Raw genomic sequence first — 25,022 nt, 5'->3', positions numbered from 1 at the left:
ATACGGGCGGGAGACGATGTGGACCGGGTCAGACGCGACGCGCTGCTGGTGGTGCGGGCGCAACTGGGAGACCGACGGTCGCTGGCCGAACTGGTCGGGTACTGGCACGAACCGGTGTGGCGCTACGTGCGGCGCATGCTCGACCGGGCCGACCTGGCCGACGATGTGAGCCAGGAGGTGTGGGCCGGGGCGCTGAAGGCGCTGCCGGCCCTCAAGGAGCCGGAACGGTTCGCGCCCTGGCTGTTCACGATCGCTCGGCGTTCGGTGATGAATCACCTGCGGGACAGGTACCGCCAGGCCGATCCGCTGGACGGTGAGCCGGCGGGGGACGACGACGTCGCCGCGGTGCTGGACCAGGCGCAGGTCATCGAAAGCCTGGCCGGGTTGCCGGTCTGCGAACGAGAGGTGCTGATCTTGTTCTATCTCTACGACCTGACGTTGGAGGAGTGTGCGCAGGTGTTGGCGATCCCGGAGGGGACGGTGAAGTCCCGGCTGTTCCGCGCGCGCCGGATGCTGCGTGACCACATGATCGAGAAGGGATATTCAGGATGACCGAGGGACCCGCGTACGGCCCTGACGACATCGTGCGCGGGCTGTCGCTGCCACGACGCGTCGGCCTCCTCGTGGCTGGGCTCGGTGGCCTGGCGGCGGCCGTGACCATCGGCCTCCTGCTGGCCACCGAACCCGGCGGGTTGCCGCTACGGACCAGGATCGCGTTCCTCGCGATGATCGGTATCGGGACGGCGTGGGCCGGGTTCGCGGGCTGGGCACTGGCCCGCCGCCCACTGTTCGCTGTCGACCGGGTGATCGCCGCCTGGCTCGCGGTCGCCTTCAGCGCCCTGATGACAGTCGGCATGGTGACGGTCGCCGTCATGCGTGCCGGCCCCGCAGGCGTCCTCGCCGTCGGCGGTCTCGGCGTGGCCCTGACCGTCGTGGCGAGCGTGCTGCTCGCCCGGGCCCGGGCCTACCGCAGCGCACTGCTCGCCCGCCGGCACGAACTCGAACGCCAGCACGGTTGAGCAGTCGGAGGGCGATTCATATCCCCATCAACAAAGATGAGCCCTGGCCAGCACTGATGCTGGCCAGGGCTTTTCCCTGAGCCGCCTGACGGAATCGAACCGTCGACCTACGCCTACCGAACGTCAAGCTCCCTGACTTGTCATTGATCGTCAAAAACCATTGCTGACCTGTATAGACACCATCGTCAGCTTGCCAACGTTCGTTACTGACAGTCGGCCCTCGCCAAGGATTTTCGGGGGGTGACGGGGGCGCCGCTGGCCCTTACCGGGACCTTCGCGGGCCCTACCAGGCGCTCTCGGGCATCCCCGCGACTTCGCCAACGCCTGGCGTGCCTGGCACGTCGCAGATCCGAGGCTGCAGCGAAAGCGCTGGATCAGCGTCCCCAGTTCTGGCGTGGGTGCAGCAGAGTGACGGGTGCTGTCTGCGCTTCAACACCCGGCAGCAGACCGGCAACGTCGATGCCGTCGTCAGCGAGTTCTGCAACCGGCCGGAATGCTACATCGGGAGAACGTTCTTCCGGGAGAAATACGCAGCCGCCCGCTTGAGGAACTCGTTCCCACCTCAAGCTGACGATGACGGCGGCGCAGCTCCTTCTTCTGTGCTGGTCGGCTGGCCCATGCCACCACCGGGGTCGTCAGTATCAGCTTTGGCCAGCCAGTTGCGCGGGCAGGACTCGCTGATCCCGAGATCCTTCGCGGGCGCACCTGGCGTGGCTGGAGCGGCAGCTCGAGCGCCCCGCTACCCGGACGGATACTGGAGAGATGCGCGTCCAGCAGTACCTGACGGGTTCTGACTCGCCTTCGGGAAGGGTAGAGATAACTCCCAACCCGACTGGGGGCTAGCAGGCTCGCACAAGATCCAGAAACCGTGGACGCTCATTTCCATGACCACACAGAAAATCTCCCGGTTCCATCGGGCTGCCCTGGCCCTCGTCCTTCCCGTCGCCGTGATAGGGGCACTCGCCGCATGTGATGACTCGACGGAGCCGCAGGCCGCGCCCGCGGCCAGTCCGGAAGCCGCGGTTCCCTCGACCTCGGTAAGCGCGGCGCCCGCAGCGGGCTTGCATATGATCGCCAACAACGGGCATCAGCTTGCCTTCCACGTCACGCCCGGAGGTTCTCCCACCATCGTGCTGGACGCCGGCGGCGGCGAGGACTCCTCGTACTGGGATGCCCTGGTGCCGCAGCTGTCGCAGGCCACCGGATCGCAGATCATCACCTACGACCGGGCCGGTATGGGCGCCAGCGAGGAGGTGCAGGGCCCGTGGGACCCCCAGGCCGCCGCCTCCGACCTGCAGGCCGGTCTGCGTGAACTCGGCGTCACCCAGAACGTGGTCCTCGCGGGCCACTCGCAGGCAGGGGAGGTGGCCCACTACTTCGTCCTCGCGAACCCCGGCGTTGTCTCCGGGGCGGTGCTGATCGATGCCAACGTGCCGCAATTCTTCACCGACACCCAGATCCAACGAATTGTCACGCTGACCGCGCCGCAGATCGAAGAGCTCAAGAAGGCGCCGTCGACGAAGGCGAACCGCCAGCTCATTGCCACGGCCGACAACTTCGGTCCCACGCACCAGGCGTACCACAAGGTCTCCTGGCCCGACAGCGTCCCCGTCATCTATGTCGTGTCGGACAAGACACCCTTCGACGGATCTCCGCAGGACGCTCAGGCCTGGCGCGACGCGGCCGCCGCGTTCGTCAAGGCGGGGCCCGACCGCACCCTCGTCGCCGCCAAGGGCAGCTCGCACGACGTTCCCCAGGACAAGCCCGTCCTGGTGCTCAACGAAATCGCACAGATGACCGCCACCGTCAAGTAACGGCATCGTGCCAGCGGGTGGCAGGGGCCCCGATCTCGATGACGGCGAGGTGGCGGCAGAGATTCCGGGGGCGGGCCGACACTGCTTGCGCGGCGGGTAAGGTGTGCGCCGGCTTCCATTGCCGAGAACGGACAACCTGGGTGCTGGCCCCGCAGGGAGTGAAGGAAACCCCACTGCGGAAATTGCGGATCGCCCGGGGCCGATATGGCCCGACCGCCAGTCCCGTCGATTCGGCACGATGCGCGACGAGGGAGTGAGATGACCGATTTCAGCGGAACCACACTTCCCGGCGGCTCCTCGCCCTCGCGGGAGCGCTCCGGGCCTGGTCCCGTCGCACGCAGCGGTCCAACTCCGCGCTCCGCGCTGGCCTTGCGGATGAGCCTGTTGGGCTGGTCGCTGGTGCTGCTGACAGGTTCGGTCCTGGGTGCCGTGCTGGCCACGGTCTGGATCACCTCGGTGTCAATCGCCGCTCTCGGCGTCGGAATCCCCTTGATTCTGCTCACCACCGCACTGGTGCGCTGGCTTGCCGACCTGCACCGCCAGTGGGCCGCCGACCGGCTCGGCGTACCGGTGCCCGCCCACCCCTATCAGCCGACGCCGGACGCCGGGTGGCTGGCGCGGCTCTGGACGATCCTGCGCGACCCGGCGACGTGGCGGGACTGGATCTGGTTGGTGGTCAACTCGATCACCATATGGTTGAGTAGCGGACTGTCGCTGCTGTTCTTCGCCTTCGGAGTCGTCTACCTGACCTATCCGCTCATCTATCAACTGACGCCTCCTCAGGTGTTCCGCACCCCGATGGGGGAGGCCTTCCGGCTGCACAGCGTCGCGCAGTCTTTCGCGCTGGTACCGCTCGGTCCGGTTTTCCTTCTGCTCTGGTACACCACTGCGGCACGCCTGGCGAACCTCAACGCTCGGGTGATCCGCGCTCTGCTCGGCCCCACCGAGCAGGCGCGCCTGCGGGCACGCGTTCAACAGTTGGCGACCTCGCGAGCCGAGACCGCCGACACCCAGGCCGGCGAGCTGCGCCGAATCGAACGCGACCTGCACGACGGCGCGCAGGCCCGGCTGGTGTCGCTGGGTATGAGCCTGGGCTTGGCCGAACAGTTACTGCCCAAGGATCCGCAGGCAGCCCAGCAGCTGCTGGCTGAGGCCCGCGAGTCGACCTCCAGCGCCCTGACCGAGCTGCGCGACCTGGTACGAGGCATCCATCCGCCGGTACTGGCCGACCGTGGCCTGGAGGGCGCCCTCAAGGCCCTGGCCCTGGTCAATCCGATCCCGACCACGGTGGTGACCCGCCTACCCGGACGGCTGCCGGCCCCGATCGAGTCCGCGGCCTACTTCGCCGTCGCCGAGGCATTGTCGAACGCGATCAAGCACGCCCAGGCCCGGCAGATCCGGATCACTGTGGAGCTCGCACCCCATCGGGACGGCGCCGCAGGAGAGTTGACGATGCTGGTGTCCGACGACGGCCGTGGGGGTGCTTCGATCGATTCCGGCACCGGCCTGCGTGGCATCCAGCGTCGGCTGGCGGCCTTCGACGGCACGCTGGCCGTTGACAGTCCGCCGGGCGGACCTACCGAGGTGAGGATGTCGCTGCCGTGCGTATCGTGATAGCCGAGGACCTCGCCCTGCTCCGCGAGGGCCTGATCAGGATTCTGCAGGCCAATGGGTTCGAGGTTGTGGAGGCCGTTGACAACGGGGCCGCGCTGATCCGGTCGCTGATGACGCACCGTCCCGACGTCGCCATCGTCGACGTGCGGTTGCCGCCGACCTTCACCGACGAGGGACTGCGTTCCGCCATAGAAGCCCGCCGGCAGATTCCAGGCCTGCCCATCATGGTGCTCTCGCAGTATGTCGAGCAGATCTACGCCAGAGAGCTGATGTCGGATCGGGCGGGCGCGGTGGGCTACCTGTTGAAGGACAGGGTTACGGACGTCGACCAATTCGTCGCCAGTGTCCGGCAGGTCGCTGCCGGCAGCACCGTTATGGACCCCGACGTGGTGAGTGCACTGCTCACCCGCCGCTCCGCCGACCCTAAGCTCCTGGGCCTGAGCCCACGCGAGCATGAGGTCCTCGCTCTGATGGCCCAGGGCCGGTCGAACGCTGCGATCGCCGCCCGGATGTTCGTCACCGAGAAGACTGTCAGCAAACACAGCAACAGCATCTTCGCCAAGCTCGGTCTCAAGCCCTCCGAGGACGACAACCGCCGGATCCTGGCGGTCCTGGCCTACCTGCAGGGCTGAGAAGCGGAGTTCAAACCGGCCACCTGATCTAGGCATGGCATCTTCGGTCAGGCCTGGGCATTGCGGCCTGGGCCCGCTCCTCGTCCGAACCCATCAGCACCGCCACGAAGTCGGTCGCCCCAGTGTCGAACGTCCGCCGGATCTGCCGCCGCACGCTCGCCTCGTCCCCCGGGGACATCGGCGTCACCACGGTCGAGAATCGCACGAGGAATCCGGCAACATCGCCGGACCCAGCGCTGCTCGGAGTACGGACGGAGCTGCGGTTTTCGGGGGGTGACTCAAATCCTCATCGATACAAACGATGCCCTGACCAGCGTCTCCGCTGGCCAGGGCATCCTTCTGAGCCGCCTGACGGAATCGAACCGTCGACCTACGCATTACGAGTGCGTCGCTCTAGCCGACTGAGCTAAGGCGGCAACGATCAACAAGTGTACGGCACACCACCCCAGCCGGTCTCGCGGGATCCCCCGCTGCCAGGTCTGCCCGGACCGACGAACCGGACAACGAGCCACAACCCGTCCGGCAACAGACAGCGGTCGTCAGCGGTCGGGGCTAGGCTCCGCCCGTGAGCGACGAGCCCCTACGCGACGAGCCTGTCAGCCGCGACCCGCGCCGCCCGCGCAGCACCGAGCCCCGCGAGCTGGGGTTCACGCCCCGCCGGGCGGTGCCGTGGCTCGCGCCGTTCCTGCTGATCAGCACCGGCATCCGTACGCTGCTCGCGATGCTCTTCGGGGCGTACCTGGACAAGCGGGAGTTGCAGAACGCCCTCGGCGACGGCGTGTTCCGCCAGGTCGGCCCGGACGGCGGGCTCTGGCTGGACTACGTGGCCGACCTGGGCGACGGCTTCGACGCCACGTACTCGGTGGCGTACCTGATCGGCCAGCCGGAGCTGACCGTCGACGGGCACCGGCTGCCCCGGGCGGGGACCCTGGTGATGGGCGGCGACCAGGTGTACCCGTCGGCCGGCTACGGCGCGTACGAGGACCGGTGCAAGGGGCCGTACCAGGCGGCGCTGCCGCTGGCCACCCCGGGCGGGCCGACGCTGTTCGCGGTGCCCGGCAACCACGACTGGTACGACGGGCTGACCGCGTTCCTGCGGCTGTTCGTCCGCTCCCGGGACCAGTTCTTCGGCGGCTGGCGGACCGCGCAGTCCCGGTCGTACTTCGCCGTCGAGCTGCCCGCCGACTGGTGGCTGCTGGGCCTGGACGACCAGTCCGGGTCGTATCTGGACGATCCGCAGCTCAGCTACTTCGACCAGGTCGCGGCCCGGCTCGGGCCACGGTCCCGGGTGATCCTGGCGGTGCCCGCCCCGACCTGGGTGCGCGCCGTCGACAGCCCCACCGCGTACGACTCGCTGGACTACTTCATCCGCACCATCGTCACGCCGACCGGGGCGACGGTACGCCTGATCGTCACCGGCGACCTGCACCACTACGCCCGCTACGCCGGCCCGGACCGGCAGCTGGTCACCTGCGGGGGCGGGGGCGCGTACCTCTACCCCACGCACAAGCTCCCGGAGCGGATCGAGGTGCCACCGCGCGACACCCTGGCCCGCCGGGCCAGCCACTCCGAGCCGTACGAGCTGGCCGGCCGGTACCCGACGGCGGCCCGCTCCCGGCGGTACGCCTGGGGCATCTTCCCCCGGCTGCCGCTGCGCAACCCGGGGTTCTGCGCGCTGCTGGGCACCCTGCACACCCTGCTGATGCTGGCCATGGCGGCGGTGTCGTCGAACCGTACCGGTGGGGCCGAGCAGCGGCTGTTCAGCGTGCCGCTGGTGGTGATGCTGCTGGTGACGCTGCTCGGCGCGGGGTTCTTCGCCAAGCCGCCCAGCGCGGACGGCAGGCGGCACGCCCGGCACTGGATCCTCGGCCTGACGCACGGGCTCGCGCACGTCGCGCTGGCCGCCGCCGGCACCTGGGTCTGGCTGCGGCTACCGTTCTACGACTGGCCGTGGCCGATGCCGGTGGTCGCCGCCGCCGTGCTGTACGGGCCGGTGATCGGCGTGCTGGCCAGCCAGCTCACCGCCGGATACCTGCTGGTGGCGGGGAGTTTCGGGGTGAACGTGAACGAGCTGTTCGCCGGCCAGGGCATCGAGGACGCGAAGTCCTTCCTCCGGCTGCGCATCGACCCGGACGGCACGCTGACGATCTACCCGATCGCCGTACCGAAGGTGTCCCGGCGCTGGCGGGTCAACCCGGACCAGTCGCCGACCGCCTCCTGGCTGGTCCCCGAACGTCCGCTGACCCCCCACCTGGCGGAACCCCCGATCGTCCTGCCGCCCTCCCCATGACCGACGCTGCCGGAACGGCGGGGACGGGCACCGTCAGCGGGTCGCCCCCGCCGGATCCGACGGGTCACGGCTGTCGTAGGCGCGCCGGGAGCCGCAGACGTCGGCCCGGGAGCACATGGAGCGCGAACCGTCGGCGTCCAGCCGGACGGTCACCGCGTCTCTCGGGACGCTGTGGCCCACCACCTTGCCGTCGCCCTCCGGAGTGGAGACGCGGGACCCGATCGACGGGGCCGACTCGTGGAACTTCTGGTACAGCGGATGTTCGTACTTCAGGCAGCACATCAGCCGGCCGCACGCTCCCGAGATCCGCAGCGGGTTGAGCGGCAGGTCCTGGTCCTTCGCCATCCGGATGGTCACCGGCTCGAAGTCGGTGAGGAAGGTGGCGCAGCACAGGTCCCGGCCGCAGGAACCGATGCCGCCCTGCACCCGGGCCGAATCGCGGGCCGACAGCTGCCGCAGCTCGACCCGGCAGTGCAGGGTCGCGCCGAGGTCCCGGACCAGGGCCCGGAAGTCCACCCGGTGCGGCGCGGTGAAGTACACGGTGGTCCGGCCGTTGCCCCCGGACTCGGCACCCAGGACGTGGTCGACGGCCACCACCTTCATCGGCAGCCCGTGCTCACGGATCAGCCGCTTCGAGGCCACCTTCGCCTCGGCCTTGCGCTTGCGGAGCTGCTCGTCGCGGCGTAGGTCCTCCTCGTCGGCGAGCCCGGCCAGCTTCGGGAAACCGTCGGTGTCCTCGCTGACCCACTGCGCCGCCCAGACGCACTCGGCCACCTCGGGCCCGTCGTCGGTGGGGACCAGCACCCGGTCGCCCACCTGCGGCCGGAACTCGCCCGGGTCGAGGTAGTAGAGACGCCCGTACCGGTTGAAGCTGACCGCACAGAGCATGCCCATGGTCTCACCCTACGACGGGGTGACCGTCCGCACCCACCCCGTCCGTCGCCGTCCGGTCACCCGGCGCAGCGATCCACCGACGGCCCGGCCCGTTCACCAGCGGACCCGGGTGGTACCGGACCCACCGGGCCCGCCCGACCCGCCGGCCGGTCGGGGTCGCCACGGGGTCTCGGCGAGGCTGGGCGCCCACTGCCTTAGCAGGGTCTCCGCCCCGTCGTACGCGGCGGAGAGGACGGCGAGCACCCGGGCCGCGATCTCGGCGGCGGCGAGCGCGCCGGCCTGCGCCCCGCCGGCCGGCTGGTCGAACCGGGCACTTCCACCGCCGGCCGGGCCGGTCGCCCAACGCCCGTCCCGGGTACCCTGGCCGGCGCGTTCACCCGTCGCCACCACCACGGTCACCGCCTCGGCCGAGCCGAGCACCTCGGCCAGGGTGCGGGCCAGCGACAGACGGGTACGGTCCACCCAGTCGGCGAGCGCGTCAGCGTACCCGGCGGTCGACTCCAGCCGCCCGACGAGACTGTCCGGCCCCTCGTCCAGGTGCCGTTGCAGGGTGGCCCGCACCTCCCCGTACGCGGTGGCGGCCGGACCGGACCAGGCGTGCTGGTCGGCCAGGGCGGCGCACACCTCGTCGTACCCCCGGACGAGCTGGCGCACGCCGTGCCCGGCACCGGCCAGCGGCGCGGGATGCACGTCGAGGAACGTCCGGACGGCGTCACCGGGCAGGGCCCGCATCCGGCGCAGCAGCGGCCAGACCGGGTGCCCCTCGGGCACACCGGCACCGAGCAGCGTGTCGACCCGGCCGAGCAGGTCCAGGCCGGGCTCGGCGAGCCGGTCGAGCCGGTCCATCAGTGGTCCTCGCCGCGTCGGGGCCGGGGTATCCCGAACCCGGACCGGCCACCGCCGCTCAGCCCCCCGCCCGTACCGGGCCGGCTGAACTCCCCGCCCGGACCGGACCCGCCCAGCTCCCCGCCCAGACCGCGCCGGGCCAGCTCGGCACCGAGGCCGCCGGTGGCCGGGTCCTCGGTGAACCACGGGTCGGGCCGGCCGGACGCCGCGGCGGTGGGCGACGCTCCCGGGTCGACCGGCCGGGGCAGGCGGTGCCGGACCGCGTCGTCGGTGTCGGCGTACCGCCCGGCGGCGTCGCGGATCGCGGACGCGGCGGCGGTGAGCCGGGCCGCGGCGGCGCTCGCCTCCCGGGCCCGGTTGTCGGTGGCGGTGGCCCACTGCCGGTGCAGGGCGCGGCCGAGTTCGCCGGGGCGGCCCGCCCCGTCGGCGCCGAAGGCCGCCTGGGCCGGGTCGGTGGCGGTCACCGCGCGGGCCAGCGCGGCCAGCGTGGCGCTCGCCTCGTCCAGGCGGGCGGCGAGCGCGTACAGGCTCTCCATCTCAGGCTCCCGCCAGCGGCCGGTAGGCGGTGAAGGTCTCGTTGTGCAGCTTCTCCCGGGCCCACTGGGCGGCGTCACCGGCGGCGGTGACCGCCGCCTGCACCGAGTTGGCCACGTCGCGTGGACTGCGGTGGTGCAGTGGGCCGAGGAACCGGACGTCGGTGATCGTGCCGGCGGCGGTGACCACCACCTCGACCAGCCCGTCCGGTGACCGTACGGTGACCTGGACGGTGGCGACCGCCGCGTCGAACTCGGCCTGAAGGGACTCGATCCGGCGGTAGCGCCGCACCGCCTCCTCGATCCAGGCTTCGTCGATCTCCCCCCGCGGCATGGGCGGACTCCTCCCGCAAGCGGTGTCACTGAGGGTGCCGTCGCCGTCACCACGGCACGTGGACCGTACCGCAATCAATCGGCACTGTCGATCCGTGCGGGACCTGGGAATCCGTCAGCTCAGCGGTACCAGGTGACGTGTGGGCGCGCGACGTGACCGGGCGGGGCTCCCGGGCGGACACCGGGACGCCCGCGTGACCCGACTCAGCCCTTCCAGAGGGCGAGCATCATCGCCTCCACGGCGATCCGGGGCTTGACGTTGGCCTCGAGCGCGGCCCGGCACTCCAGTACCGCCTCCAGCCGCCGCAGCGCGCCCTCGGCGTCCCACTTCTCCGCCCCGGCGCGGGCCATCGCCACGGTGTCGGTGTGCACCGGCGCGACCGGGGCCCGTAGCGCGGTGACCAGCGCGTCCCGGTAGAAGCCGGCCAGGTCGACCAGGGCCCGGTCCAGCGCGTCGCGCTGCGCCCGGGTGGCCCGCGACTTCTGCCGCCGCTCCAGCTCCTTGAGCTGGCCGGCGGCACCCCGGATGGCTCCGGCGGCACCCCGGCCGGTGCCGCCCGCGCCGAGCGCGGTCTGCAACGCGGTCCGCTCGGCGGCGTCGGTCTCGGCGACCGCCGCCGCGGCCTCCGCCTCGGCCGCCTCGATCAGCGCGGACGCGGCGTCGAAGGCCGCGCCCACCCCGGTGAGCCGGCGCGGCACCGCGAGCACCGCGTCCCGGCGGGCCCGGGCCTCCGGGTCGGCGGCCAGCAGCCGGGCCCGGCCGACGTGCCCCTGCGCGGCCGACGCCGCCCACTCGGCCACGTCGGGTGCGATGCCGTCCCGGCGGACCAGCACCTCGGCCACCGCGCCGGGCGGCGGCTGCCGCAGCGGTACGAGTCGACAGCGCGACCGGATGGTCACCGAGATGTCGTCGGGGTGGGTGGACGGGGCGCAGAGCAGGAAGACCGTCCGGGGTGGTGGTTCCTCGATCGCCTTGAGCAGCGCGTTCCCGGCCGCCTCGGTGAGCCGGTCGGCGTCCGAGATGATCACGACCTGCCACCGGCCCCCGGACGGGGTGGACGCCGCCCGCAGCACCAGCGCCCGCATCTCGTTGACGCCGATGGAGAGCCCCTCCGGCACGACCAGGCGCACGTCGGCGTGGGTACCGGCCAGGGTGGTGTGGCAGCCGGCGCACTCCCCGCACCCGGTGCCCCGGACGCACTGGAGGGCGGCGGCGAACGCGCGGGCGGCCTCCGAGCGCCCCGAACCGGGCGGTCCGGTGAAGATCCAGGCGTGGGTCATCCCGGCACCCGGGTCCACCGGTGCCCCCGCCTCCCCCGGGCCGTTCCCGGTCTCCACCCCGCCGGCGGCGGCAGCGGGGGCGGGTCCGGCGTGGGCGGCGCGGAACACGGCGGCGGCAGCGGCGGCGGCCCGGCGCAGGGTTTCCACCGCCTCGTCCTGGCCGACCAGGTCGGCGAAGACCTCCGGCATCAGGCAGTGACCTCCGGCATCAGCGGGTCTGCTCCATCGTCACCAGCTCCGCGTCGGATAACTCCGGCTGCACCGAGGTGTCCGGCGGTTTCGCCGGGGCCGGGTGCACGATCGCGGACGGGTCGACCAGCATCTCCTCGATCCGGCGGGCCACCCGGGCGGCGATCTCGTCGACCGGGCGGGACGCGTCGAGGACCAGGTACCGCTTGGGGTCGGCGGCGGCCAGGTCGAGGAAGGCGTACCGGACCCGTTCGTGGAAGGCCAACGACTCGGCCTCCACGTGGTCGGTCGCCTCGCCCCGGCTGGCCACCCGGCCCAGGCCGGTCTGCGGCTCCACGTCCAGCAGCACCACCAGGTCGGGCTTGAGGCCGCCGGTGGCCCAGGAGGAGAGCCAGGAGACCTCGTCGACCGGGAGCGTCCGGCCGGCCCCCTGGTACGCCAGGGACGAGTCGACGTACCGGTCGCTGATCACCACCGCGCCCCGGGCGAGCGCCGGCCGGACCACGGTGGCGACGTGGTGCGCCCGGTCGGCGGCGTAGAGCAGCGCCTCGGCGCGGGGCGACGGGGTGTCCGAGCCGGGGGCACCGAGCACCAGCGCGCGGATCCGCGCGCCGACACCCGTGGCACCCGGCTCCCGGGTCACCACCACCTCACGGCCCTGCCCGCCCAGGGTCTCGGCGAGCCGGGTGACCTGGGTGGACTTGCCGGCCCCCTCACCGCCCTCGAAGACCACGAACAGACCGCTGGAGACGAACGGCTCGGCCGGGGTGAGCGGACGGCCCCGCATCGAGCCCCACAGGTCGGCCAGCACCGGGACGCCCTTCTTGTCGTCCATCTGGCCGAAGGCGCTGATCCCGGCGAAGATCCCGGCGAGCCCGGCGGCGAGCAGCAGCAACCGGGTCGAGGAGATGGAGATGCCCAGGTCGGCGATGCGCAGCTCCCGCGAGCCGCCGACGCCGACCAGCAGGCTGCTCAGCGAGATCGCGAAGATCAGTACCAGCCGGGTACCGATCTGGACCACGGCGAAGACCCGGCCGCGTACCTCGTCGGCGATCTCCCCACCGAGCAGGGTGGTGCCGGCGAGGAAGGCCATGCCGGCACCCGCGCCGACCAGCACCGCGCCGAGCATCGCCATGGACAGGTGGATGGCGAAGGCGAGCGCCAGCACGGACGCGCTGGCCAGCACGATACTCATCCCGAACCAGCGCCGCCGGGACAGTTCCCGGACGATCATCGGGCCGAGCCCGATACCGATGGCCAGGCCGATGAAGATCGCCCCGAAGAGGAGGTAGAAGGCGGCGTCACCGGCACCCAGCGAGGCGGCGAAGAACCGGGCGGTGCCGATCACGATGCCGCCCCCGGCGAACGCCCCGAAGATGCCGAGCACCAGGCCACGGACCAGCGGGGTCCGGCCGATGAACCGCCAGCCCTCCTTGAACTGGCGGAACATGCTCTGCTCGGTACGGGCCTGCTGGTCGGCCCCGCCCTGGCTGATCTCCTTGATGCCGAAGGCCACCACCAGCGCGGTCGCCAGCCGGGACAGCGCGTTGAACCAGAGCGCGAGCTGCGCCGGCTCGGACCAGGACGGCACCTCGCCGCCGGTGGCCGCGCGGACCGCGCCGTCGAGCCCGGCGATGCTCAGCGCGGCCAGGATCGGGGTGATGCCGTACGTGGTGATCAGGGTGAGCTGGTTGGCCGTCTCCAGCCGGGCGCGCGGGATGAGGTTCGGGACCGCCGCCTCCTTGGCCGGGATCCACAGCAGGGTGATCGTCTCGATCAGGATGGTCGCCACCACCGCCCAGCCGACCACCGTGGCTCCGCTCGCCCCGAGCAGCGCGACCAGCGGGATACTGGCGAACAGCAGGAACCGGAGCACGTCACAGATGACCATCGTCCAGCGCCGGTCGAACCGGTCGGCGAGAACCCCGGCGACCGCGCCGAGCAGCAGCGCGGGCAGCAGCCGGATCGCGATCAGGGTGCCGAACGCGGCACCCTTGGCGGTGCTGCCCTCCACCTGGCTGGCGGCGAAGACGGAGGTGGCGAGCAGGCCCAGCCAGTCACCGTACGAGGCCGCGCCGAGCACGATCCACAACCGGCGGAACGGCCGGATGCGCAGCACGGAGCGAAGTGCGGCGTAGCCGGTCCGGTCGACCTGGCTCGTCGGCGACACGCCGGACGACTCGCCGTTCTGCTGGCTTTCGATGGCCGTACCTCCAGTGCCGGCCCATCTCTGGGCATCCCCCGGTGTCACACTCTAGTCGCGGTGGGCAGTCGTCCCGCTCAGTGACATTCTCCTGCTCGGGCAGCCTAGGGGTTCGACGCCCGACGCCACAGACCCGAAGGATGCGAGGGTGTTTCGCATTACCCGTCCTCACAGTTAGCGTGCATCCGTGGCCACCGAACGCGACCTGCTCCGCGACCGCCTGGACCAGGCGACCGCCCACCTCGACCCGCCGTTCGTCGCCGTGGACCTGGCCGCGTTCGACGCCAACGCCGCCGCGCTCGCCGACCGCGCCGCCGGCAAGCCGATCCGGGTCGCCAGCAAGTCGGTACGCAGTCGTGACCTGCTGAGCCGGGTCCTCGCCCGGCCCGGCTGGCAGGGTGTGCTGGCGTTCACCCTGCCCGAGGCGATCCACCTGGTCCGCACCGGCGTCAGCGACGACGTGGTGGTGGCGTACCCGACCGCCGACCGGGCCGCCCTGGCCGAACTGGCCGCCGACCCGGCGCTCGCCGACACGGTGACCCTGATGGTGGACGCCCCGGCCCAACTCGACCTGATCGACGTGGTACGCGCCCCCGGGCAGCGCCCCGAGCTGCGGCTCTGCCTCGACCTGGACGCCTCCTGGCGGCCCCTGCGCGGTCGGCTGCACGTCGGGGTGCGCCGGTCCCCGCTGCACAGCGCCACGGCGGCCGGCGCGTTCGCCGCCACCGTCGCCGGCCGGCGCGGCTTCCGGCTGGTGGGCGTGATGGCGTACGAGGCGCAGATCGCCGGGCTGGGCGACGCCCCACCGGGGCAGACGCTCCGGGCCACCGCGATCCGGGCGATGCAGCGCCGGTCGTACCGGGAACTGCTGGCCCGCCGGGGCGCGGCGGTGGCCGCCGTACGGGCGCACGCCGACCTGGAGTTCGTCAACGGCGGCGGCACCGGCAGCGTGGCCGCGACCAGCGCCGACCAGTCGGTCACCGAGATCACCGCCGGTTCCGGGCTGTACGGGCCGACGTTGTTCGACGCGTACCGGGCCTGGCGGCCCGTCCCGGCGGCGTTCTTCGCCTGCGCGGTGGTCCGCCGTCCGGCACCGGGGCTGGCCACCGTGCTCGGCGGCGGCTGGATCGCCTCCGGTCCGGCCGACCCGAGCCGGCTCCCCCGGCCCTGGTTGCCGGCCGGGCTGCGGCTGGTCGGCACCGAGGGCGCGGGCGAGGTGCAGACCCCGCTGGCCGGCGCGCCGGCCGACCTGCTGCGGGTGGGCGACCGGGTCTGGTTCCGCCACGCCAAGGCCGGCGAGGTCGGTGAGCGGGTCAACGAACTGCACCTGGTGGACGGGGACGCCGTGGTGGCGACCGTCCCCACCTACCGGGGCGATGGCCACGCCTTCCTCTGAACGCGTCGGCGCACAGCCACGCGTCCCGCATCCCAGGGTCGACCTCGGGACGCCCGAACGCCCTGCCCGTGCGGGGCGGGCCGTCGGCCCGCGCGACCGGTCGGTGGCGGCGGTGCTGACGCACGGCGGTCCGCTGCACCGGACCGCCGTACCGCCGGACCTGCGCTCGGCCCGGCACCGCGCCGGAGCCGGCCGGCTGCCCGGGCTCAACCACCCGCGCAGCGTGGATCACCTGTGCTCAGCCCGGCTCCGCGCCGGAGGCGGCCGGGGTGCCGGCGGTGCCGGCGGTGGTGGCAGTGGCGGTGGTGGCGCTGGCGGCCACCTGGCGGTGCAGGTACTCCCGGATCAGCGCCTTCGCCTCGTCCAGTACCCGGTCGTCCCCCTCGGGCTGGCGGCGGAACGCCAGCTTGATCAGGGAGTCGGCGGCCTCCACGGCGATCTCCAGGATGAACCGCAGGTGGGGCTCGTCGGTCAGACCGAACCGCTCGGTCAGCACCCGGGCCAACTGGTCGGCGATCACGCCGTTGTTGTCCCGCTGCTCGTCCAGCAGGTGCAGGTCGACCACGTCGCCGAAGTGCAGGGTACGGAACCCGGGGACGGTGCGGTGCATCGTGATGTACTCGTCGATCGCCGCGTCGACCCCGTCCCACCAGTCGGAGAGGTCGTCGGAGGCGAACCGCTCGTCGAGCCGCTGGAGGTAGGACTCCATCGTGCGCAGGGTCAACGCCTGCACGATCGCCCGCTTGTCCGGGAAGAACTGGTAGACCGAGCCGATCGCCACCTCGGCCCGCTCGGCGAGGAGGGTCGTGGTCAGCCCCTCGTACCCCACCTCGTCGACGAGCTCGGCGCAGGCGTCCAGCATCCGCTGGACCCGCGCGACACTTCGCCCCTGCACCGGTACCCGGCGCAGCGGCCCGGTCGTGGCGGCTGGTGTGGACACTCGACGCCACCCCCCTTCGACGGATGAACATATCGACACGTCACGGAAGCGTGACGCTACCGGTTCTAACGATCGGACCGGCATTGCGGTGTTTACCAGGCACAACGTTCCTGATATGAAAACAGTTCGGATTGTGGATGGAGGGGCAGGCATGGTTCGGACGACATCCGTCGACACCGCCTGGTCGAACTGGGCGGGCAACCAGCGCAGCGTCGCCGAGACGGTACTGCGGCCCCACGACACCACCGAGGTGGCCTCGGCGGTCCGGGCCGCCGTCGAGACCGGCGCCCGGATCAGGCCGGTCGGCAGCGGCCACTCGTTCACCGGCATCGCCGCCACCGACGGGCGGCGGATGGAGCTGACCGACCTGGCCGAGCCGGTCCGGGTGGACCGGGAGCGCCGGCTGGTCACGGTGCCCGCCGGGATGACCCTGCGTGCGCTCAACGAACTGCTCGCCGGGCACGGCCTGGCCCTGCCCAACCTGGGCGACATCGACGCGCAGACCATCTCCGGCGCGCTCGCCACCGGCACCCACGGCACCGGCGCGCGGCTGGGCTGCCTGGCCACCGCCGTCGAGGCGTTGACGCTGGTCACCGGTACCGGGGAGGTGCTGCGCTGCACCGCCGACGAGCACCCGGACGTGTTCGCCGCCGCCCGGGTGGGGCTCGGTGCGCTCGGCGTCGTCACCGAGCTGACCCTGCGCTGCGTGGACGCCTTCACCCTGCTCGCCCACGAACGCCCGGCGAAGCTGGCCGACGTGCTGGCCGACCTGCCCACCCTGCTGGAAGGGCACGACCACGTCGAGTTCTACTGGTTCCCGTACACCGACCGGGTGCAGGTCAAGACCAACGACCGGGTGGCCGACGACGACCGGCCGCTGGCACCCTGGCGGGGCTGGCTGGACGACGACTTCCTGGCGAACACCGTCTTCGAGCGGGCCTGCCGGCTCGGCCGGGCGTCACCCCGGCTGGTCCCGACGATCGCCGCGGTCAGCGCGCGGGCGCTGACCGAACGCCGCTACACCGGCCGCTCGGACCGGATCTTCTGCACCCCGCGCCGGGTCCGTTTCGTGGAGATGGAGTACGGCCTGCCGCGCGCCGCCCTCGGCGAGGCGTTGACCGCGCTGCGCCGGATCGTCGACGGGCTGCCGTTCAAGGTGCTGTTCCCGGTCGAGGTGCGGTTCACCGCCCCGGACGACATCTGGCTGTCGCACGGGTACGGGCGGGAGTCCGTCTACCTGGCCGTGCACCAGTACGTCGGGATGCCGTACGAGCCGTACTTCCGGGCGTTCGAGGCGGTCGCCGAGGGGTTGGGCGGTCGCCCGCACTGGGGCAAGCTGCACTACCGGGACGCGGCTTCCCTCGCCCCCGTCTACCCCCGCTTCCACGACTTCCAGACCCTCCGCACCCGCCTGGACCCCCACCGGGTCTTCACCAACCCCTACCTGACCCGCGTGCTCGGCTGATCGTGGTGGGAACCGGCCCCCGGGAGGGCCGTTCGCCACCACGATCACCGGAACTCCGGGCCGGTCACTCCGGTTTGACGCCGGACTTCCTCGGCGGGGCCGTGGTCTTCTTCGCGGGCGTCTTCTTGGCCGGGGTCTTCTTGGCGGCCGGGGTCTTCGTGTCCCCGGCCTTCTTGGCAGCCGCCGTCTTCTTCGCCGGGGCCTTCTTCGCCGGGGCGGCCTTCTTGGCGGCCTTCTTCGGGGCGGGACCCTTGGCCCGCTTCTCGGCAAGCATCTCCGAGGCTTCCTCGACGGTCAGCGCCTCCGGCGTCTGCCCCCGGCGCAGCGACGCGTTCGTCTCGCCGTCGGTGACGTACGGGCCGAACCGACCGTCCTTGATCACCAGCGGCTTCTCGGTCAGCGGGTCGGCACCCATCTCCCGCAACGGCGGCGCGGCGGCCCGACGCTGGCGGGTCTTCGGGGCGGCGAGCAGGGCCAACGCCTCGTCCAGGGTGACCGTGAACATCTTCTCCTCGGAGTCCAGCGAACGGAACTCCTCACCCCGCTTGACGTACGGACCGTAGCGGCCGTTGTTGGCGAACACCTCCACCCCGTCGGGGGCCACCCCGACCAGCCGGGGCAGGCTGAGCAGCTTCAACGCCTCGTCGAAGGTGAGCGTGTCCGGTGACTGGGTGCGCAGCAGCGACGACTTCCGCTCCCCGCTGGAGACGTACGGGCCGAACCGGCCGGACTTGAGCAGGATCGGCTCCCCGGTCGCCGGGTCGTCGCCGAGCTTGCGCTCACCGCCACCGCCGAGGAACAGCTCGTGCACCTTTTCCGGGGTCAGCTCGTCGGGGGCCAACCCCTCCGGCAGCGGGGCCCGGTCACCGGGGGCACCACCCTCCTCGCCCTCGTGCGCGGCCTCACCCGGCACCGCCCGCTGGAGGTACGGCCCGTACCGGCCGACCCGGACCACCACCTCGCGGCCCTCGTCGTCGGTGAACAGCGGGATCGAGTTGACGCTGCGCGCGTCGATGTCGGTGAGGTTCTCGGTGACCAGCTTCTTCAGCCCGCCCGCGTGGGCGATGGCCTGGTCACCGGCCCCGTTGGCGCTGCCGAAGTAGAACGCGGTGAGGAAGTCGACCGCCGCGTGGTCACCACCGGCGATCTCGTCCAGCTCGTTCTCCATGCTGGCGGTGAAGTTGTAGTCGACCAGGCGCGGGTAGTGCCGCTCCATCAGCCCGATCACCGCGAACGCCAGGAACGACGGGATCATCGCCTGGCCGCGCTTGGTGACGTACCCCCGGTCCTGGATCGTCTGCATGATCGACGCGTAGGTGGACGGGCGGCCGATGCCGAGCTCCTCCAGCGCCTTGACCAGGGACGCCTCGGTGTAGCGCGACGGCGGCTGGGTGTGGTGGCCCTGGGCGGCCAGCTCGTCGGCGGTCAACGGCTGGTCCTTGACCAGGTTGGGCAGCCGACGCTCGGCGTCCTCGGCCTCGGCGTTCTCGTCGTCGGACGACTCGACGTACGCGCGCAGGAAGCCCGGGTCGGTGATGGTCTTGCCGGTCGCCCCGAAGTCGGCCTCCTCCTGGGCGGAGGAGATCGCCCGGATCCGCACCGACACGCTGGAACCGACCGCGTCGGTCATCTGCGAGGCGATGGTCCGCCGCCAGATCAGCTCGTAGAGCTTGAACTCGTCGCCGGACAGTTCCTTGGCCACGTCCCCCGGGGTACGGAAGTTGTCCCCCGCCGGGCGGATCGCCTCGTGCGCCTCCTGGGCGTTCTTCACCTTGCCGGTGTAGCGGCGCGGCTCCGGCGGCACGCTGCGCTCGCCGTACAGCTCGACGATCTGCCGGCGGGCCGCCGCGATGGCGGTCTCCGACAGGTTCACCGAGTCGGTACGCATGTAGGTGATGTAGCCGTTCTCGTAGAGCCGCTGCGCGGTACGCATCGTCTGCTGGGACGAGAACCGGAGCTTGCGGGCCGCCTCCTGCTGGAGGGTGGAGGTGATGAACGGCGCGTACGGGCGACGCCGGTAGGGCTTCTCCTCGACCCGGGTGACCGTGAACGGCCGACCCGCCAGGCGGGCGGCGAGCCCCCGGGCCCCACCCTCGTCGAGGTGCACCACGCCGGCACCGGGCTTCACCCGGCCGGTGGTCGGCTCGAAGTCCTTGCCGGTGGCGATCCGGTCGCCGTTCAGCGCGACCAGGGTGGCGGAGAAGCTGCGCGGCCCCTCACCGGGCTTCGCCACGGACAGGCTGGCGAGGATGTCCCAGTACTCGGCGGTGCGGAACGCCATCCGCTGCCGCTCGCGTTCCACCACGATCCGGGTGGCGACCGACTGGACCCGGCCCGCCGAGAGCTTCGGCATGACCTTCTTCCAGAGCACCGGCGAGACCTCGTAGCCGTAGAGCCGGTCGAGGATCCGGCGGGCCTCCTGGGCGTCGACCAGGGCCCGGTCGATCTCGCGCGGGTTCGCCACCGCCGCCTGGATGGCCGGCTTGGTGATCTCGTGGAAGACCATCCGCTTGACCGGCACCTTGGGCTTGAGGGTCTCCACCAGGTGCCAGGCGATCGCCTCGCCCTCGCGGTCCTCGTCCGTGGCCAGGAAGATCTCGTCGACCTCCTTGGCCAGCCGGGTCAGCTTGGTGATCTGCTGCCTCCGGTCGGCGGAGACCACGTACAGGGCGTGGAAGCCGTTGTCGACGTCGACGCCGAGCCGGGCCCACGGCTCGCCCTTGTACTTCGTCGGCACGTCGGCGGCGTTGCGGGGCAGGTCGCGGACGTGCCCGAAGCTGGCCTCCACGACGTACCCCGGGCCCAGGTAGCCCGAGATCGTCTTGGCCTTCGCCGGTGACTCGACGATGACCAGACGGGTGGTTTTGGCGTTGCTCGGCACGTCTCCCGCGACCTCACTCCTGCTCGTGGCCCGGCCGCCAACCGGACGGCACCGGCGGTACTACCGCCGCCGCCGGCGGCCGGATGTCCAACGTAACGCGCCGTCCGCGTTCGGGGTTTCGTGGGCGGGAACCCGCCCACGACGGCGGTCGCCGCCCGACGCCGCGTGGACGCATCTGCCGGACGGCGTCACCGTACACCGACGATCGGCCCTCGGGCGGGCCACTGTGTCGAACGTCGGCTCGCGGGCGACCACCTGACCGGCCGGTCCCGAGCGCCGTTCGGCACCCTTCGGTCCCCTACCCGACAGCAGGCCAGACCGTCCGGAGGACACCCGGCAGTCGCCCACGAGGGCGGGGAACCGGAGTACCGTACGGTCCGGTTCGCACTTTCTGCGGGCGATCGGTCACACTGAGTCACGGCAAGCAGGGAGTGATCAGGATACCCCGGACGGCCACTGCGTCGACGGGGCCGCCGCCGGCCGGTCGCCGACCAGTTCGGCGAGGCGGGCGAGGCGACGCCGGCCGGTGATCCGGTACGCCGGACCGCCCGCACCGACGTCCAGGAACGCCGCGGTCAGCCCGACGGCGGCCAGCGCCGCACCCGCCGGACCGTGGCACGGCCCGTCGTCCGGGCCGAGCCGGAGCAGGTGACCGGACGGTTCGGCAACACCCGCGGCGGCGAGCCAGAGCCGCAGCCGGCGGCCGTTGAGGTGGAAGCCGGGCGGGGGCCGCTTCACCGGTGCCGGCCCGACCCCGGTGCGGTCACCGGCCTGCTCCGGCTGTCCGCGCAGCCAGGCGACCGCGAGCGGGGCCAGCGCGCTGGTGTACGAGGTACGTACCAGGTGTCGACCGTCAGGGGTCGCCTCCCAGTTCGCCGCCAGCCCCCGGGTCGCCAGTTCGGCGACGAGCACGTGCACCCGCCAGGCGGCGTCCACCATGATCGACAGGCGGGCCGTGCCGCCCATCCGGACGATCTCACCCGGCCCGACGAGCAGACCGGCCAGGTCCGCCGGGGACGGGTCGGCTGCCTCGGTACCGAAGAGGGAGAGCTGGCGCACCGGCCCGCCGGACGGCGGCGACGGCCCGGCGCTGGGCGACGGCCCGACGACAGCCGACGGGGGCCCGGCGGCAGGCGACGGCCCGGCAGGCGACGGGAGGTCGGCCACCGGCGACGGCCCGGCAGCAGACGGCGACCCGGCCGGGCGTGGTGGCTCGGCGACAGGCGGCGGCTCGGCTGGCGTCAGCGACACTCCGGGACCTCGTCGAAGGCCTCTTTGAGTTCTTCCGAGTTGAGTTTGCTGGTGTCCAGCGCACTCGCGTCGTACTCCTTGTTGAGGGTCTCGACCGCGCCCCGGACCCCGTCGTAGAACTCGGTCGGCGTGCCGGTGCCGAGACCGGCGATGGTGCGCCGCGCCCGGCCGTAGGCGTCCCGGACCTTCTCCAGCGAGCTGAGGAAACCGGCCGAGACCTGCTCACCGTGCTCGGTGTCCGGCACCCCGGCCTGCTCGACCCGCCTGCGGGCGCTCTCGCTGGCCTTCTCGGCCCCGGCGAACAGCCGGACCAGGTTCTCCTTGGCCTGGGCCGGAGTGGTCTGCGCGGTCATCTGCTGCTGGGTGCTGCTGGTCAGCTTGCTGATCTCCGCCCGCCACGGGGTGAGCGCCTCGCAGACCGCCGCCGCCCACACCCGAGGGCTGGGACCACCGCCGCACGCGCCGGCGAGCAGGACGACCGTGGCCAGGACCACCGTGAGCTTTCCGGCGGTTGCCGCCCGGCACGTACGCATGCGTTGCAGCGTACGGCCTCGGTGGTAATGCGCCACCCCGCCGTCGATGCCCTGGTCCGGGGCCCGGCGGCGGCCCGGCCCCGCAGTGGACGGAGGTCCCCGGCCGGCGTGGACCCGCCGGCCGGGGACGACCCGATCCTGGTACGGCTCAGGCGCCGACCGTCTCCGCCCGGGTGCCCGGGTTGCCGGCGACGGTCCCGCCGTCGGTGTCGGAGTCGGAGTCGGACATCGCGACGCCCTTGCGCTTGCTGAACATCACCGCCGCGACGATGATCAACGTCGCCACCACCGCGACCGTGACCCGCAGGGCGGTGTTCCGGTCGTCGCCGACGCTCCAGGCCACCACGGCCGGCGCGATCAGCAGCGAGACCAGGTTCATCACCTTGATCAGCGGGTTGATCGCCGGGCCGGCGGTGTCCTTGAACGGGTCGCCGACGGTGTCGCCGATGACCGTGGCGGCGTGCGCCTCGGAGCCCTTGCCGCCGTACGCGCCGTCCTCGACCATCTTCTTGGCGTTGTCCCAGGCCCCACCGGAGTTGGACAGGAAGACCGCCATCAGCGTGCCGGCGCCGATCGCTCCGGCCAGGTACGACGCCAGTGCGCCCGGCCCGAGGCCGAAACCGACCGCGATCGGGGCGAGGATGGCGAGCAGGCCGGGGGTGATCAGCTCGCGCTGGGCGTCCCGGGTGCAGATGTCGACGACCTTGCCGTACTCGGGACGCTGGGTGCGGTCCATGATGCCGGGCAGCTCACGGAACTGCCGGCGGACCTCCATCACCACCGCGCCGGCCGAGCGGGACACCGCGTTGATGGCCAGACCGGAGAAGAGGAAGACCACCGCAGCGCCGATGATGAGGCCGACCAGGTTGCGCGGGTTGGCGACGTTGAGCGAGTTGAGGATCTCCGCGCCGACGTCCCCGACGCCGGCGTCGGCGTACGCGGTGCGCAGCGTGTCGGTGTACGAGCCGAACAGTGCGGTGGCGGCCAGCACCGCCGTGGCGATCGCGATGCCCTTGGTGATCGCCTTGGTGGTGTTGCCGACCGCGTCCAGCTCGGTGAGGGTTTGCGCGCCGTGCTCGTCGATGTCGCCGGACATCTCGGCCACGCCCTGCGCGTTGTCGGAGATCGGGCCGAAGGTGTCCATCGCCACGATCACGCCGACCGTGGTGAGCAGGCCGGTGCCGGCCAGCGCGACGGCGAACAGGGACAGGGTGATCGAGCTGCCGCCGAGCAGGAACGCGCCGAACACGCCGGCCCCGATCAGCAGCGCCGAGTAGACCGCCGACTCCAGGCCGACGCTGATGCCGGCGAGGATGACGGTGGCCGGGCCGGTCTGCGAGCTCTTGCCGATGTCCTGCACCGGGCGCTTGTCGGTCTCGGTGAAGTAGCCGGTGAGCGCCTGGATGGCGGCGGCCAGCACGATACCGATGATCACCGCGCCGATGGCGACCAGGCGCGGGTTGCGGTCCACGTCGGTGAGGCCGCCGTCGAGGTCGGCGAAGCTCGCCGGCAGGTACGCGAAGGCGGCGATCGCCACCAGCACCGCGGAGATCAGCGCGGAGAGGTAGAAGGCCCGGTTGATCGCGGTCAGGCCGGACCGGTCGGTGGCGCGCAGCCGGGTGATGAAGACGCCGATGATCGCGATGACCACGCCGATGGTGGAGATGATCAGCGGGAAGACCAGGCCCTCCTCGCCGAACGCGGCCCGACCGAGGATCAGGGCGGCGACCAGCGTGACCGCGTACGACTCGAACAGGTCGGCGGCCATGCCGGCGCAGTCGCCGACGTTGTCGCCCACGTTGTCGGCGATGGTGGCGGCGTTGCGCGGGTCGTCCTCGGGGATGCCCTGCTCGACCTTGCCGACCAGGTCGGCGCCGACGTCGGCGGCCTTGGTGAAGATGCCGCCGCCGACCCGCATGAACATGGCCAGCAGCGCGGCCCCGAAGCCGAAGCCCTCCAGCACGGTCGGCGCGTCACCCCGGTAGATCAGGACGACCAGCGCCGCGCCGAACAGGCCGAGGCCGACGGTGAGGAAGCCGACCACACCACCGGTACGGAAGGCGATCTTCATGGCCGCCTCCCGGCCACCCTGGCGCTCCCGGGCCGCCGCGGCCACCCGCAGGTTGGCCCGCGTGGCGAGCCACATCCCGGCGCCGCCGATGAAGGCGCTGAACCCCGCGCCCACGACGAAGAAGGCGGACCGCCCGATCTTCACCATGGTCTCGCTGCCGTCGGTGTCGTGCACCGGCAGCAGGAAGAGGAGTACGACGGCGACGACCACGAACACGGCGAGTGTTCTGAACTGCCGGAGCAGATAGGCCGAGGCGCCCTCCTGGACGGCCCCGGAGATCTCCTGCATGTTGGTGGTGCCCTTACCGGCTGCCAGTACCGCCTTGGTCAAGGCGGCGGCGAAGACGAGCGCCACCAACGCGATGACCGCGGCGATGACGACGTACGACACGTTGGCACCGGTAAGGGAGAGCTCGCCGCCGTCGGCGGCCAAGATCCCGGACATCTGTGTCCTCCTGTACCGAACACTCGCGCGCCGGCCGGAGGGACGTACCGACCGGACGCCTGGATGCGGACTCACAAGCGGAGCCGAACCACCGCCGGTACGCGGACAGCGAAGATCACAAATAGCCGCTGGTGGTGGGCCGGACACTTGCTGACAACCCGCGTACTGTAGCCCCACCCCGTGTCGGAGGTCACACCGAGGGTACGCCACGTGTCGATGATCTTCGTCGCTGTGATATGAGAGAAAATCTGATATAGGCGGGACGCACGCCGAACAGGCCGTACCCGTGCGGGTACGGCCTGTTCTCGGTGTTCTTCGCGGTTCTGGTGTCCTACGCGCAGGTCAGCGGCCGACGGCACGTGGTCCGGGTCCGGGGACCCGGTGCGCCTGCCC

At 71.9% G+C, this 25,022-nt stretch carries 18 protein-coding genes, 1 tRNA gene and 1 pseudogene; 8 read left to right on the top strand and 12 right to left on the bottom strand.

Annotated elements, in window-relative coordinates; genetic code table 11:
* The first annotated feature begins 18 nt into the window (after positions 1 to 18).
* From PVK37_RS08445 to PVK37_RS08425, 5 genes are all read left to right on the top strand, one after another.
* On the top strand, positions 19 to 552 hold the full coding sequence (locus PVK37_RS08445) for an RNA polymerase sigma factor (protein WP_275033229.1): 534 nt from the start codon (positions 19 to 21) through the stop codon (positions 550 to 552).
* Positions 549 to 1,019, top strand: a complete 471-nt coding sequence (locus PVK37_RS08440) for a hypothetical protein (RefSeq protein ID WP_275033228.1) — start codon at positions 549 to 551, stop codon at positions 1,017 to 1,019. The genes PVK37_RS08445 and PVK37_RS08440 overlap by 4 nt, the downstream gene beginning before the upstream one ends.
* A gap of 884 nt (positions 1,020 to 1,903) precedes the next feature.
* Positions 1,904 to 2,833 carry an alpha/beta fold hydrolase gene (locus PVK37_RS08435; RefSeq protein ID WP_275033227.1) on the top strand — a complete coding sequence of 310 codons (930 nt, stop codon included), beginning with the start codon at positions 1,904 to 1,906 and terminating at the stop codon, positions 2,831 to 2,833.
* A 258-nt stretch (positions 2,834 to 3,091) separates the two neighbouring features.
* Positions 3,092 to 4,447, top strand: a complete 1,356-nt coding sequence (locus PVK37_RS08430) for a sensor histidine kinase (protein ID WP_275033225.1) — start codon at positions 3,092 to 3,094, stop codon at positions 4,445 to 4,447.
* Positions 4,435 to 5,079: a response regulator transcription factor gene (locus PVK37_RS08425; RefSeq protein WP_275033224.1), complete on the top strand. Its 645-nt coding sequence runs from the start codon at positions 4,435 to 4,437 to the stop codon at positions 5,077 to 5,079. The genes PVK37_RS08430 and PVK37_RS08425 overlap by 13 nt, the downstream gene beginning before the upstream one ends.
* 342 nt (positions 5,080 to 5,421) lie before the next feature.
* Here PVK37_RS08425 and PVK37_RS08420 read toward each other — a convergent pair.
* Positions 5,422 to 5,495, bottom strand: a tRNA-Thr gene (locus PVK37_RS08420).
* Between the two features lie 149 nt (positions 5,496 to 5,644).
* Between PVK37_RS08420 and PVK37_RS08415 the strand changes: the two genes are divergently transcribed.
* Positions 5,645 to 7,369 (top strand): metallophosphoesterase family protein, encoded by a 1,725-nt coding sequence (locus PVK37_RS08415; protein WP_275033223.1) that lies wholly within the window; start codon positions 5,645 to 5,647, stop codon positions 7,367 to 7,369.
* 33 nt (positions 7,370 to 7,402) lie between these two features.
* Here the strand turns inward: PVK37_RS08415 and PVK37_RS08410 are convergent, their stop codons facing one another.
* From PVK37_RS08410 to tmk, 6 genes and pseudogenes are all read right to left on the bottom strand, one after another.
* Positions 7,403 to 8,263, bottom strand: coding sequence for a PSP1 domain-containing protein (locus tag PVK37_RS08410; RefSeq protein ID WP_275033222.1), 861 nt, complete (start codon positions 8,261 to 8,263; stop codon positions 7,403 to 7,405).
* A gap of 93 nt (positions 8,264 to 8,356) precedes the next feature.
* Positions 8,357 to 9,109, bottom strand: coding sequence for a hypothetical protein (locus PVK37_RS08405; protein WP_275033221.1), 753 nt, complete (start codon positions 9,107 to 9,109; stop codon positions 8,357 to 8,359).
* A 248-nt stretch (positions 9,110 to 9,357) separates the two neighbouring features.
* Positions 9,358 to 9,645: pseudogene (locus tag PVK37_RS08400) on the bottom strand (hypothetical protein); the annotation flags it as partial.
* 1 nt (position 9,646) lies between these two features.
* A complete protein-coding gene (locus PVK37_RS08395) occupies positions 9,647 to 9,976 on the bottom strand; it encodes a YbaB/EbfC family nucleoid-associated protein (RefSeq protein WP_275033219.1) in 330 nt (109 codons plus the stop codon).
* Between the two features lie 203 nt (positions 9,977 to 10,179).
* Complete coding sequence (locus PVK37_RS08390; protein ID WP_275033217.1) at positions 10,180 to 11,445, bottom strand: DNA polymerase III subunit delta'; 1,266 nt, start codon at positions 11,443 to 11,445, stop codon at positions 10,180 to 10,182.
* Positions 11,446 to 11,464: 19 nt separating this feature from the next.
* Positions 11,465 to 13,528 carry a dTMP kinase gene (gene tmk / locus PVK37_RS08385; RefSeq protein ID WP_275035032.1) on the bottom strand — a complete coding sequence of 688 codons (2,064 nt, stop codon included), beginning with the start codon at positions 13,526 to 13,528 and terminating at the stop codon, positions 11,465 to 11,467.
* Positions 13,529 to 13,835: 307 nt separating this feature from the next.
* Here tmk and PVK37_RS08380 point away from each other — a divergent pair, with 307 nt between their 5' ends.
* Positions 13,836 to 15,044 carry an alanine racemase gene (locus PVK37_RS08380; protein ID WP_275033215.1) on the top strand — a complete coding sequence of 403 codons (1,209 nt, stop codon included), beginning with the start codon at positions 13,836 to 13,838 and terminating at the stop codon, positions 15,042 to 15,044.
* A 238-nt stretch (positions 15,045 to 15,282) separates the two neighbouring features.
* On the opposite strand, the gene PVK37_RS08375 is transcribed toward PVK37_RS08380, so the two are convergent.
* Positions 15,283 to 15,906: a TetR/AcrR family transcriptional regulator gene (locus PVK37_RS08375; protein ID WP_275035031.1), complete on the bottom strand. Its 624-nt coding sequence runs from the start codon at positions 15,904 to 15,906 to the stop codon at positions 15,283 to 15,285.
* A 229-nt stretch (positions 15,907 to 16,135) separates the two neighbouring features.
* Here PVK37_RS08375 and PVK37_RS08370 point away from each other — a divergent pair, with 229 nt between their 5' ends.
* Positions 16,136 to 17,449, top strand: coding sequence for a D-arabinono-1,4-lactone oxidase (locus PVK37_RS08370; RefSeq protein WP_275033214.1), 1,314 nt, complete (start codon positions 16,136 to 16,138; stop codon positions 17,447 to 17,449).
* 64 nt (positions 17,450 to 17,513) lie between these two features.
* Here the strand turns inward: PVK37_RS08370 and topA are convergent, their stop codons facing one another.
* From topA to PVK37_RS08350, 4 genes are all read right to left on the bottom strand, one after another.
* Positions 17,514 to 20,330, bottom strand: coding sequence for a type I DNA topoisomerase (topA, locus tag PVK37_RS08365; protein ID WP_275033213.1), 2,817 nt, complete (start codon positions 20,328 to 20,330; stop codon positions 17,514 to 17,516).
* Between the two features lie 435 nt (positions 20,331 to 20,765).
* On the bottom strand, positions 20,766 to 21,497 hold the full coding sequence (locus PVK37_RS08360; protein WP_423791063.1) for a hypothetical protein: 732 nt from the start codon (positions 21,495 to 21,497) through the stop codon (positions 20,766 to 20,768).
* Between the two features lie 74 nt (positions 21,498 to 21,571).
* Entirely contained in the window at positions 21,572 to 22,114 is a 543-nt protein-coding gene (locus PVK37_RS08355; RefSeq protein WP_275033211.1) for a hypothetical protein, read from the bottom strand.
* A 148-nt stretch (positions 22,115 to 22,262) separates the two neighbouring features.
* Positions 22,263 to 24,629 carry a sodium-translocating pyrophosphatase gene (locus PVK37_RS08350; RefSeq protein ID WP_275033210.1) on the bottom strand — a complete coding sequence of 789 codons (2,367 nt, stop codon included), beginning with the start codon at positions 24,627 to 24,629 and terminating at the stop codon, positions 22,263 to 22,265.
* Positions 24,630 to 25,022 lie beyond the last annotated feature (393 nt).

This window comes from Micromonospora cathayae, assembly GCF_028993575.1.
Lineage (GTDB): Bacteria > Actinomycetota > Actinomycetes > Mycobacteriales > Micromonosporaceae > Micromonospora > Micromonospora cathayae.
The sequence above is the reverse complement of the archived record's forward strand: the minus strand, read 5'-3'. Positions and strand labels throughout refer to the sequence as shown.